9 protein-coding genes are annotated in these 13,191 nt (G+C 36.7%); all 9 read right to left on the bottom strand.

Features of this window, described 5'->3' with window-relative positions:
* Positions 1–586: 586 nt before the first annotated feature.
* The 9 genes from ADA55_RS05545 to galU all read right to left on the bottom strand — a co-directional run bounded on the left by ADA55_RS05545 (position 587) and on the right by galU (position 12,268).
* Positions 587–973: a DUF192 domain-containing protein gene (locus ADA55_RS05545; protein WP_048680307.1), complete on the bottom strand. Its 387-nt coding sequence runs from the start codon at positions 971–973 to the stop codon at positions 587–589.
* Positions 974–1,894: 921 nt separating this feature from the next.
* Positions 1,895–3,625 (bottom strand): phospho-sugar mutase, encoded by a 1,731-nt coding sequence (locus ADA55_RS05540; RefSeq protein ID WP_048680301.1) that lies wholly within the window; start codon positions 3,623–3,625, stop codon positions 1,895–1,897.
* 283 nt (positions 3,626–3,908) lie between these two features.
* Entirely contained in the window at positions 3,909–4,751 is an 843-nt protein-coding gene (locus ADA55_RS30325; protein ID WP_065421113.1) for a glycosyltransferase, read from the bottom strand.
* Between the two features lie 4 nt (positions 4,752–4,755).
* The gene (locus ADA55_RS30320; RefSeq protein ID WP_065421112.1) at positions 4,756–5,175 is read right to left on the bottom strand and encodes a hypothetical protein; all 420 of its coding nucleotides are present in this window, start codon (positions 5,173–5,175) and stop codon (positions 4,756–4,758) included.
* Between the two features lie 459 nt (positions 5,176–5,634).
* On the bottom strand, positions 5,635–6,639 hold the full coding sequence (locus ADA55_RS05525; RefSeq protein WP_048680293.1) for an NAD-dependent epimerase: 1,005 nt from the start codon (positions 6,637–6,639) through the stop codon (positions 5,635–5,637).
* A gap of 344 nt (positions 6,640–6,983) precedes the next feature.
* The gene (locus tag ADA55_RS05520) at positions 6,984–8,120 is read right to left on the bottom strand and encodes a hypothetical protein (protein WP_226990417.1); all 1,137 of its coding nucleotides are present in this window, start codon (positions 8,118–8,120) and stop codon (positions 6,984–6,986) included.
* A 31-nt stretch (positions 8,121–8,151) separates the two neighbouring features.
* Entirely contained in the window at positions 8,152–9,666 is a 1,515-nt protein-coding gene (locus ADA55_RS05515) for a glycosyltransferase (protein ID WP_048680287.1), read from the bottom strand.
* A gap of 375 nt (positions 9,667–10,041) precedes the next feature.
* A complete protein-coding gene (locus ADA55_RS05510) occupies positions 10,042–11,361 on the bottom strand; it encodes a UDP-glucose dehydrogenase family protein (protein ID WP_048680285.1) in 1,320 nt (439 codons plus the stop codon).
* A gap of 1 nt (position 11,362) precedes the next feature.
* Positions 11,363–12,268 carry a UTP--glucose-1-phosphate uridylyltransferase GalU gene (gene galU / locus ADA55_RS05505; protein ID WP_048680283.1) on the bottom strand — a complete coding sequence of 302 codons (906 nt, stop codon included), beginning with the start codon at positions 12,266–12,268 and terminating at the stop codon, positions 11,363–11,365.
* Positions 12,269–13,191: the final 923 nt, after the last annotated feature.

The raw sequence follows: 13,191 nt of genomic DNA, 5'->3' as shown, positions 1-13,191 counted from the left end.
AAGTAGTGAGGTGTGGTTGATTTCCCCTCCAGATGCTCGCTTTCCGCGGGAGTCTCGCACTTCCGCCCCAATCAACCTTAAATAGTTTCGTTTTAAAACAACAATCTTTACGAAAAAAAGAAAACCGGTCATTTGAGTTCGGTTTTCTTTTTTTAGATGGCCTTTTTGAATTTATCTACTTCTTTATAGTGAAATATTAAAATTGTAGTACATTATGTAGAAGATTTGTTTTATACAGCAATAGATCTTTGGTTTAATAATCATGCTGTCAAACTTCTTTTGAATTCATAACTGAGGAATATGGCTTGGCATAATTTAAATACCTCATGACTTATGGTGCGGTTCCACCACTACTAGGCCTGGGTGCAGCCTTTGTTAGAACGGAGAAATAAAAGTTAATATATAAGTTGCCCCTTCAAGAAACCTGCCTCTCTAGTTGCATAAGAAAAGGAGCTGCTGAGCTCCCGGTAATGAAGTAAAACACCATTTTCGTTTTAATAAAACTCTTCACAATCTTCCTAGCATAATCAACATAAATACCCCTTTTTAAAAATTCACCTCCAAGAACTAGAGGTGGGGATATGAATCAATTAAACTTTACATAGTCCCCTTCTTTGATTTGATTCTTTTCAAACCATCCAAGATTTACTTCAATTGCATAATAATAAAAAATTCCTGGATCATAGGTAGGGCAATACTCCTCTATACAAGGCTCCATATCAAGTATTTTTAGAATGACCCCATATGAATCAAGAAAAGCGATAGATAAAGGAATAAATGTGTTTTTCATCCAAAATCCACCATATATTTCTTCTGAAAACACAAATAACATCCCCTCATTTTCGGGTAATTTCCCAACAAACATCAAGCCCTTTTCTCTTTTCCTTTGAGTATCTGCAACTTGAACCTTTAATCTAGTTACCTTGTTTCCACTGATCATTTTTATCACTTTTGTATTAATTCTATTTTTCATGTTCACTCACCTTCGCAGGGAATAGACGTTTTTTCTAAAAAAAGAAAATGTCAATCTCATGAACTTCTTTTAAAAAGAATCAACTTTCTTTCCCTGCTAATAAGGAGGAAGAAAGTTGGTGATGAAACGAATACAGATGAAAAAATAACTAAGCAAGCTCCATTTAACTTCTAATACTTTATTCCATGGCTTTTAAAATTAATACTCTGTTTTCAATAATCACAGCAACTGTATATAAAAGCATAGGTGTTTTTTGGAGCAAGCGATAATTTCGTGAGCCTGTTCCATATTACAGAAGTATTATTGGTGAACGAGCTAGAAAGCATAAAATTAGAAATGTACTTAACGGTACAAAAGTTCACTTTATGTCCTGCCGCGGTTATTATTCCAACCATTTAGGACGTTGATTTTTTTGTTAGGATGTTCGATTATGTATGATGTTAAATGTACGTGTCTTACCTTTTAAGACTTCATCTTTTAAGTGACATTTCAAGGCTTGTCTCATTGGGAAATGCCTCAACATTAACGCCGATGAGGATCCTAAAAGAATCCTCCCTATTTAGCACCTTTCATAAGGTCCATCCTTGGGCCTGTACAACTGTACTACGTAACGTCATACGGTATCAGCAAGGCTACTACATAGGGGGATTTTGTGGATTGGTATAGTATATTATATGCTCAATATTCCAATTAGTGTCGAATAGTCATGCATATCCGCATAAGCCCCGTTGTCCTACTCATGTTTGGTATACTCTGCTTGAGATCTGATTTGAAGAAGGGTATTTATGATACTGAAAGGCTAAGTGCTAGATTTAGAATGCAGCACTAATCCATTGATGGGCAAAAAAAGGGTCAGCATTTCTTTATATATTGAAAGCTGACCCCAGTTTTTTTGAAGATCCTCTGAATGAGGGTCCTCCTTTAAAGCATTTTATTGATACTCTCCATAAAGTCTGTCGTAACGGTGGATAATTTTCCCTGAGCTTCCTTCATCGAGCTTCCATGAACACCGAAATAAAATTTAATTTTAGGTTCTGTTCCGGAAGGTCGTAAACATATCCATGTTCCATCTTCAAGAAAGAATTTTAATACGTTCGACTTCGGGAGCTTGATGTCCTCTTCCCTATTTGTCCCAAACATGTATTTTTTACTGCTGAGATAATCCTCTCGAACCACTACTTGATGACCAGAGATTTCATCTGGTGGATTTTCCCGGAATTCATTCAGAATCGCTTGAATTTGCTTCGCACCTTCAATTCCTTTTAAAGTCAACGACCGTAAATCTTCCAAGTAATATCCATATTTATCGAATACATCCAGTAAACCTTCGTACATCGTTTTACCTTGCTTTTTGTAATAGGCACAGACTTCCACCGCCAGAATAGTAGCTTGGATGGCATCCTTATCACGTGCAAAATCTTTGATTAGATATCCATAGCTTTCTTCATAGCCAAACAAGAAAGAATGTTCTCCACTTGTGTGGTATTCATTGATTTTTTCAGTAATGTATTTAAATCCAGTTAAAACATCTACGGTTTTTAAACCATTTTGCTCAGAAATCGCCCGTCCTATTTCTGAAGTCACGATGGTCTTTAATACGACTCCATTTTGAGGAAGGGTCCCTTTCTTTTGTTTTTGTGAAATTAGATAATCCAAAAAAAGAGCGCCTGTTTGGTTGCCTGTTAATACTACATAATTTCCAGCATTGTTCTTCACGCTAATTCCAAGCCTATCCGCATCCGGATCGGTGGCAATCAATAAATCAGCATTAACACGGTTTCCAAGCGCAATGGCCAATTCAAACGCAGCATGTTCCTCTGGATTAGGCACTTTAACAGTAGGAAAATTAGCATCAGGCATTTCCTGTTCTTTAACAATATGGACATTTCGATATCCTAAATCATGCAAAGCACGTTTTACTGATTTATTGGCTGTACCATGAAGCGGTGTAAACACAAGCTTTACATCGACTTCATCTGCTAACTTTGAATCTTCAGGAATAGTGAGTAAATGCTCATTATAAGCGGTATCCAGCTCCTCGCCAATGATTTGAATGAGCCCTCTGTCCTTTAGGATTTCTTCGTCCTCCACTACAATGGAAAGCTCACTTTCAATCGCGTTCACGTAATTAATGACTTGATCCGCCGCTTTAGGAGGTAGCTGTGCTCCGTCTGATCCATACACTTTATACCCATTATATTCAGGCGGATTATGGCTTGCTGTAATGACGATCCCAGCAAATGCACTCAGCTTACGTACAGAAAAAGAGAGCTGTGGGGTAGGCCGTAATTCATCAAATACATAAGCTTTAATTCCCTTTGTTGCCAAAGTCTTGGCTGCTTCCAATGCAAATTCGGGAGACTTATGTCTTGAATCGTAAGCAATTACGACTCCTCTGGATTTTGCCTCATTCCCAAACGATTGAATATATTCAGCAAGTCCTACAGTCGCTTTTCGCACGGTATAAATGTTCATCCTATTCGTACCTGGCCCCATTTCCCCTCGCATACCACCTGTCCCGAATTCCAAATTTTTATAAAATGCGTCTTCAAGTGATATTTCATCATCCTCCATTTCTTCAAGCATTAAACGCATTTCATTATTTAAATTGGGATAACTAGTCCAAATATTATATAAAGACTTCCAGTCCATGAAAATACAGCTCCTTCCTGCCTGTATGTTTTTACTTTGTTTGGCATTTCTTTTTGATCGTAATACACATTGCAAGCGATCAATTGAATATGAAATCTAACCATCGATCCTAGAGCATAGCTCCCTTTTCACGTACTTCATCCTGTAACGGAGATTGTAGAATCGCCAAATGCACTCCCTCCAAAGTTGTTGGTTACGATCTATTCATTTTTCCAACCAATACTTTGGAAGAGTGTCATTTTATTCTTCTTTTCCTTCACGCAATGCTGTTTCCTTACTTGATTTATTTTTTCTTTTTACTCTTTTCCGTTTTCGTTTTTGTTTTCGATTTCTTTTTCGTTTTCGTTTCCGTTTCAGTATTCGTTTCCGTTTCCGATTCCGCTTTGGTTTTCTTTTTCGTTTCTGTTTGTGTTTTCGTTTTCTTTTTCGTTGCCGTATTCGTTTTCTTTTTCGTTTCCGCTTTAGTTTTCTTTTTCGTTGCCGTTTCTGTTTTCATTGTATTAATAAGAGAATATAATCTTTGTTGCTCAATAATTTGTTTATTGACATCAAATTTTTCTTCAATGACTTTCCGTGCTCTTTCCGTATAGTCGTTCCAAATATCTGGATTTTCTATAAAGAATTGTATGCCCTTCGCTAACTCCATTTCATTTTTTTCTGGAGCTAGGTATCCTGTTCTCTGGTGTTCAATTAATTCAGGGATTCCCGCGTGTCGAGTGGAAACGACAGGTAAACCGCTAGCCATTGCTTCTTTTAAGGCATTAGGAATACCTTCGATATCACCATTTTTAGCTGTCTGACTTGCTAGACAGAAGATATGGGCTTTTTTCAATTCGTCCGAAACTTGTTTTGAATCCATAGCTCCTCTAAGAATCACAACATCTTTAAGGTTATATTCTGCAATGGTGGATTTAATTCGTTTCTCATCTTCACCTGCTCCAATAATATGCAGTCTAGCATTTGGATATTGTGTATAAATACGTTTAAATGCTTTTATAAGAGTAACAAATCCTTTTTTGTCTACAAGTCTACCTACCGATAAAACTCTTATTTCGCCTATTGTAGGAAGAGTTCGGTTAGAATAAGGGAAAAGATCTAATTCGATACCACCATATAATACATGCATATTCTTAGCCGGAATTCTTAGCCGGAATTCCTAACCTTCTTAATCCTTCTGCAAGATATTGGCATACAGGGTAATAGTGTGCACCATGTTTATTTAATGCTGAATATCGCTTAGCATTTTTTTCGAAAATTTCCGGTCTGTCCGAACCATCTCGTCCTCTAATACTAACAATCAAAGGAATATTATATTTTTCACATACAGGCAAAATCTCTTGTCCGTGTGAGCCGTGATGAGCATGAATGGCTATGATATCTTGTTCTTCGAAGAACTTTTTTAGATCTTTAATTTTGTTTATATTATAGTAGTTTTCGAAGGGGAATTCTGTACGGTCGGCATTGTCGAATGGGCCGATTACGATTGTGCGATAGTTAGTTATTTTTACGATTTGATTATATATAAAACGTTGGTGTTTTAATGTTTTCACTTACAAAATAAGCAATAGTTTTCATCTCACCTCAGTCCCTTTAATAAGAAATTTTCTCTTTTCCCGTTCTGCAATTTGTTTCACTTGCTTGTGATATTCAGGAGGGGACATAGAATCGGCTTTATAAATGTCTTTATATGGTAGGTCTTCAGAACAGTTTTCAAACAGAGGATTTAATTTGAATAGAGGATCTTTTGTAGAATTTCGTTTAAGGGATGTCATGAGAAAATCTGACAAATTATACTAATTAAGAACTTCCAATGGGGTTTTCATATTTTCAGGATTCAAATTACTTTCTCCTTTTAATGACTTACAAAATTTTTAATTTATCTTTTTCACTAGCATTATTCGTCCATATACCCATTCTTTGGTTTTGGGTTTTTACATATTAAACTTTTAATTTATTGAACAGTGCTGCCTAATATGCAACATTGAAGTTTGACAACACCTTATTATTCCTTATTTATTGTACTTTTTGTACCAATTTACAAAATGAGCTAAACCTTCTTCTATTGTTGTTGAAGGATGGAACCCCACATCAGCATGCAAATCGGCGATATCTGCATATGTCTCCTTAACATCTCCCGGTTGCATTGGTAAGAATTCTACTTTTGCCTTTTTGCCAATTAGTTTTTCTAATGTGTTAATGAAATCCATTAATTTTATAGGTTTATTGTTACCGATATTATAAATTTTGTATGGGGCATAGCTTGAACTTGAATCAGGGTTAGCTCTGTCCCATCCAATAGTATGAATCGGTGGTTTATCAAGTAACCGGACAATTCCTTCAACTATATCATCAATATAAGTGAAGTCTCTTCTCATATCTCCATTATTAAAAACCTTTATTGTATTCTCTTCGATTATATTTTTAGTAAAAGAGTAATAAGCCATATCAGGTCTCCCCCATGGACCATACACCGTAAAGAAACGGAGTCCTGTGGTTGGAATATTATATAAATGACTATAAGTATGAGCCATTAATTCATTAGACTTTTTAGTGGCAGCGTATAAACTTACTGGATGATCCACTGGGTCTTTAGTTGAGAAGGGGATATTAGTATTTGCTCCATATACAGAACTAGAGGATGCATAAATTAAGTGCTTTACGTTATTGTGTCTACAAACCTCCAAGATATTGACAAAACCAACAAGGTTGGAATTAACATAAGAATCCGGATTTTCTATGCTATAACGTACTCCAGCCTGGGCTGCTAAGTTAATGACTATATCAATGGTTTTGTCTTTGAATAATTGATTTAATTTTTCTTTATTTGACAAATCCATTTTATGGAATTCAAAATCAGGGTTTTCTTCTAATATCTTCAGTCGATTGTTTTTTAAAATAACATCATAATAATCATTAATATTGTCTACTCCAATAACCTTGTTATCTAGGGCTAACAAACGTTTTGTTAAATGGAAACCAATGAACCCTGCTGCCCCTGTTACTAAAATGTTCATAGCATTAATTCCAACCCTTCCTATTACATTGGGATTCTGACACCTTTTTCGGAACACTGACTACATTTTTTATACAGTGGTACTTTCGTTTCTTTACACCGACAGAACAGAATTCATGACGGATAAAAAGAGGAAATAAACTCAAAATTCTCATTGGAGAGAGACTAACGTTTTATTCGTAAATGCTATCTTTTTCGCTTTAAGCCTCATGAGTTATTCACTCTTATACCCGCTGTGAACTAGCACTTACGTAAGTGAGTTAATGCTAAAACCATCTTGGAAACCGGTGAATGCGAAATCATCATCGGTTTTTTATATGCTCGTTTACGGTTAGATAACTATGACTATACAAGGGTATTCTCATTTTCATCTAATGGGATTGGTGTTTTTGTCCATTCAGCATACGTACCGGGATCTAACGCCTTCACTTGTTCTAAAAAAGTATCTAAAAAATTTCTTTCTCGCAGGTCTTTAAATAACTCGAGAGGTCTTTTTTGTTCACGTGAAAAAGAGTACACATGGTCGACTAATTTAAAACCATTCTTGGTTACAATAATATGTCGTAATGGGGCATCAATTTGTTTGAAACCTGATTTTTCCATTGTTTTTAATATATAGAGTAATCGTTTTGTGATGTCCTCAGAAAGTACAGATTGTTTTTTAAGAAACGTATTTAAATCTGGTCCTAATAGATATTCCATTAAAATATAATTGGGTCCTGTTTCAAAGACTTTCGGGATAAAGGGCAAGTCTTGACTTGATAAAAGGACCATTTTTTCCTGATTTGCATGTTCAGTTTTTCCGTAAAGTTTAACGCATGTCTCTTCAGACACTCGATAAACAGCACCTTGATGCCCTTTTCCAATGAGGGTTTGTGTTATGGCGCTATCCACTTTCACTCCATTACCTGACCCTCCTGAGTGGACTGGAATGTTTCTAAAATCCAAACTATTTTGATTGAAATAATCCTCCCACTCATTGAAGGTGTCCGGTTCAAGCTTTTTCACTTGATCTAGGAACGAGTCCTTTAAAAGGATTATTTTTAAATCTCTTAATAATTTTAATGGTACAGGGTGTATCCTTTTAAAGGAATTTACATGGTCAATCACCTTAAGTTCCTCATTACCAACGACAAAAATATGGCGTAGGGGGGCATCTATCATGGTGAACTTTGCTTGTTTTAATTCCTTTAATATATAGAGAAGTTTCTTTACTATAGAATCAGGGATATACGTACAATTTCTCAGATATTCTTTTAAGGTCGGTGCATTAAAATATTCCATGACTATATAGTTTGGTCCTGTTTCATATACCAAAGGCATAAAGGGTAGATGTTTTCCAGCTGCAAGAGCTTCTTCCTCCATTTTCGCTTGTACTGGGTCTGAATAGATTTTTACACATTTATCTTCTGAAAGTTGAAAAACTGCACCTTGAGCACCCATTCCAATCAGCGAATAGCTAGTTGGATTGTGAATTTCCAAAGATTTTTCACCTTTGGTAACAGTAATGGTTTTAAAGTCCTCCATGATCTCCTCCTAACTGCTCATCTATGGCCTGCTGTTGAAACTTTTGAAGTTTATATAGGGCTTTTTTGACTTTTTCGGCTTTATGAGCCTTTTTTTCTTTTTTACGAGAAGCTATTTTTTCATCATGATCCTTAGCTCTCTGTTGAACTTTAGCTTTTTTTTCATTTTTATTAGATGCTACCAGTTCATCTTTGACTTTATCTTTAGTCTGCTGTTGAAGCTGTGGAACCTGTTTAAGTTGTTGTAGCTGTGGAAGCTCTTGAAACCCTTGGAGCCCTTGAAGCTGTTGCATATAAATAAGGGCTTTTTTGGCTAATTCGGCTTTTTTTCTAGGCGCTATCCTTTCGCCATCATACTTACCTTGCTGTTGAGGCTGTGGAGTCTCCTTATGGACTTTTTTATCTATTTGGCGCGGTGTTACCAAATATCGTTTACCTACTTTATAAGGGGCTACAAGTTCATCATAAAATTCAGCTTGTTGTCGGAGTTGTTGGGCGAGGTTAAATTTTTGTTCCACTTTTTGACGAGCCGCTACTGTATATGTTTCCCATATCTCTCTGTTAGATAGCATAAATTCAAGAGCATCTGCCAGTTCATCCACATTGTTTTCTTGTACTAAAACCCCTTCTTTGTTATTTGTTATTAATTCAGGGATACCGGCATGATTGGTCGAAATCACTGGTACTCCAATCGCCATAGCTTCTTTTAATGTATTAGGTATACCTTCTACATCTCCATCGGCAGCTTCTAAGCTCGCGGCGCAAAATATATCGGCATTGGTCATTCGTTCTCGAACTTGATCTTTAGGGAGATGGTTTAATAGGCGAAAAGAGTCTCCTAAATTAAGTTGATTTGCCAATGAAATGAGATATTCTTCAAGCCCACCTCTACCGATAATCGTCAAGGTTGCATTTGGAAATTTACCTCTGATTTTTTGGAAAGCTTGCATTAAGATGTGATGTCCTTTTTTTTCCACCAACCTACCGATGGATAGAATGTTTTGAGAATCCCCTTTATGTGGTGCCCGGTATTTGAATTCGTTAAGGTCAACGCCCCCATATAACACTCTAATTTTTTCTGAAGGACAACCCCAAGCAATTAACCTATCTGCTAAATACTGACAAACTGGAAAAAAACGCTCCCCTCGATCAAATAGCATTTTCATGTTATCTAGATAGCCAATGGGCTGATTAGCCAGGGTTGCATCCCTGCCTCTAATACTTGTTACCAACGGAAGGTTTGTTTCCTCTTTAAAAGGAAGTAATAACATCCCTAATTGGCCATGATGAGCATGTAATAGGGAGATATTATTTCTTTTGACATATTCTTTTGGTGAGAAAACTTCATTGAGATAATGAACCTTCTCATTTAAAAGGGAAAGATCTATCATATACTTAGGTTGTCGTACCATATGAATATAATCATAATCAGGAACTTCTCGAATCTGTGAGATATATTGGGTCGGATCAACTCTTAAATTCAAATGCATAACTGTGTGCAAATAAATGATCTCCTTTCATGCATAGTAAGCAAATTTCCTGGACCTTTTCAAGTATATTATGCAGGACTCTCTAGGTACGCATGGACTAATAACATACAGTAAAGCTAAATGGCAGAGAGTATGCATTTGTCTAATACAAAGGGGGATTTAAGTATGTGCCATGACACAAGATCATTTACAAACAATGAAAATAAAAACAACATGTTATAGTTGATGTTAATCTGAAGTTTTAATCGTCGATGATGATTTTTCTTCTATTTAAGAAATATAAAAAAGCACCCAAGATACGATCAAAGGTGCTGCATTGCCAGTTTGAACCTAATATACGTTTTCTACATGTCTGAGGTAAAGAAGTGTTAGAAAATTTTTTTCGCTTTATGTCATTCCAATAACAATTGCTGGTCTTCCTATTGGGTAATATTCAATTTTCTTGCACGCTCTGATTCGATCTTCTTCAAGACAATTTCTACCATCAAAAACGATTGGCCGTCTCATTGTTGTCATCAATGTTTTCAAATCTAAAAGTCTAAACTCTTTCCATTCGGTAACAATGAATACAGCATCCGCATTCACTGCCGCTTCGCGGACTGTGCTTGCAAACCTGATTGTATCCCCTAATATGTTCTTCGCATTATCCACTGCAACCGGATCATAAGCTACCACTTCTGCTCCAAGTTTGGTTAATGAACGCGCAATTTTGATTGATGGAGCTTCCCTCATGTCGTCTGTCTCTGGCTTGAAAGCGAGACCAAGCATTGCAACTTTTTTCCCTTTTAAATCTCCAAAGCGATTTATCGCTTTGGTTACAAGGAGTTCCTGCTGAAAATCATTGATCGCTACTGTTTCTTTTAACAGGGAAAAATGTACTCCATTTAAATTGGCAGTATGAAGCAACGCCTTAACATCCTTTGGAAAACAAGATCCTCCATAACCAATGCCAGGCTGTAAAAAAGCTTCTCCGATCCTTTTATCTTTTCCCATTCCCTTTGCTACATCTTTAACATCTGCACCCACTACTCCGCATAAATTGGCAACTTCATTGATAAAGCTAATCTTGGTCGCCAAAAAGGCATTAGATGCGTACTTAATCATTTCGGCACTTCGAATGCTTGTTAGTATAAATGGTACATTTAATGGACGATACATTTCTTGTACTTTCTTAGCAGCCTCATCATTTTCAGAACCGATTATGATTCGATCTGCTTGCATCGTATCCATGACGGCAGACCCTTGTCTTAAAAATTCAGGATTTGATACCATATTAAAGGTGACACTTTCGTTACGATGTTCTTCAATGATGCTTTTAATAAAATCATTCGTACCAACAGGCACAGTACTCTTTATAACGACTACTGAACTCTGTACCAGGTTCGCAGCAATATCCTTCGCTGCCTGCACAATATAAGATAAATCCGCTCCCCCATCCTCCATTTGCGGTGTTCCTACGGCAATGATGATAATCTCGGCACCATTTAGCGCTTCTCGATGAGATGTAGTAAATAGCAGTCTACCCGCTGCAGCATTTTGAATAAGCAAATTCTCCAGACCGGGTTCATATATTGGAGAAATCCCTTGACGTAGGCTTTTAATTTTCTGTTCATCAGTATCGATACAAATGACATTATGACCTATTTCTGACAAACAAACACCAGTGGACAGCCCGACATAACCTGTACCCAAAACAGCTATTTTCATATTATTCAAGCTCTCTCTTTATTATTTGGAGGTTTTCTTTCTTATTTACATCCCTTAAATAGGAAAGTACCTCGTCTCTTATTTCATCCCTGCGCAAAGCAAAGTCTATTGTTGCCTTAATGAATCCAACTTTATCACCAATATCATATCGGTTTCCCTCAAAGTTATATGCTAATACGGCCTGCTGCTTATTTAGCTCATTAATGGCATCAGTAAGTTGTAATTCATTACCATGTCCAACCGGAAGCTTGGAAAGCGTTTCAAAAATCTCGGGTCTAAAAACATAACGCCCCATTATCGCATATCTGGAAGGCGCCTCTTCCCTTTTCGGTTTTTCCACCAAAGAATCTATATGAAAAAGGTTTGGCTCAATCATTATCCCTTTTGGCTTAATAATTCCATATTTACTGACATCCTTTTCCGGAACATTCTGAACAGCTACGACGGAACTGTTGCAATACTCAAAAACACTGATGATTTGTTTCAGACAGGGTGTTTTAGACATAACGATGTCATCCCCTAACAAAACGGCAAAAGGTTCATTTCCAATGAAGCTTTTAGCACAGAGAATTGCATGTCCTAGCCCCATCGGTTCCTTTTGGCGGACATAATAGATATTTGCCAAGCTGGATATTTTCTGAACTTCCTCTAAAATATCGAGCTGATTTTTTCTTAAAAGTGCATCTTCCAACTCATAGGATTTATCAAAATGATCCTCTATTGATCTTTTTCCTCTACCGATTATGATAATTATTTCCTCTATGCCCGAAGCTACTGCTTCTTCAACAATATATTGAATCGTTGGTTTATCAACAATCGGCAGCATTTCCTTAGCCTGAGCTTTTGTAGCAGGCAAAAATCGGGTCCCTAGACCTGCGGCCGGAATAATGGCCTTTCGAATTTTCATAAGCTGCCTCCCTTTTGTCATTCATTAATCCTTTATATGCAATAGGACAACTTACGGTCTAGTTAGTAGCCCAATTCGTCCATTTTTATTTAACAGGGACCAGTAGGCTATATATGGAAGAATTCCTATCTGTCTGTAGTCGGGCGTCGCAGCCTGTCGGTTAGTGCCCTTTAAAAACGCCATTACACTTTTTATGTAATGGAGATTAAAATGATCGATATACGGTTTGGATAAACCACTGTGGAGCTTTTTGCGGTACAGTAGCCTTAACGATTTCCTTTTCTCTTTCTTTGATAAATCCCAGCTATCAGAAATGAGAGCAACAAATTCTTAGATTAATATAATGGGTATCAAAGGACCAGTTTTTAATGACAAATCCTTTCCGTTCCACTTTAAATCAAAATATATGATGGACTGTATTCATGATTTTGAGGGGGAAATTTTCAATTGAAAAGGGAGATTTTTTTAACCTCCTCCATTTTTAATAAGAGTACGAACCATGTTGAATGGATATAGTTAAGGAATTTTATTAACTACTTTTAAACTCTTATCATCCTTGTAAAGGTAATGCATCACTATTACTTTCTCCGTACATGAAGAGCAAAACTTGGCATATTGGATACAATTCTAATGAATCATTCCACTCTAATTGCAACCTTCGGCTAGTTCCCAGTGGGCGCCATCGACACAAGGTATCGATTTCTGCGAATACGCCCTACACCCACAACTTCGATAACTTTGAAGTTGGTTTCTATATCTTTTGAAGAGTATCAAATAATTTGGGATGCGCATTTTCCGCAATGGAGTAGGAAATACTGTGAAACCGGCTTTCGATGGAACTAGTTTTCAAAAAGAAGAAGAGGCTTTAACAGCCTCTTCTCAGACTGTAGACAAACTCGATGAAAATCGAGTTTGTCTATTTT

The organism is Bacillus sp. 220_BSPC, assembly GCF_001054655.1.
Classification (GTDB): domain Bacteria; phylum Bacillota; class Bacilli; order Bacillales; family DSM-1321; genus Peribacillus; species Peribacillus frigoritolerans.
This window is presented reverse-complemented; position numbering and strand designations above follow the sequence as displayed.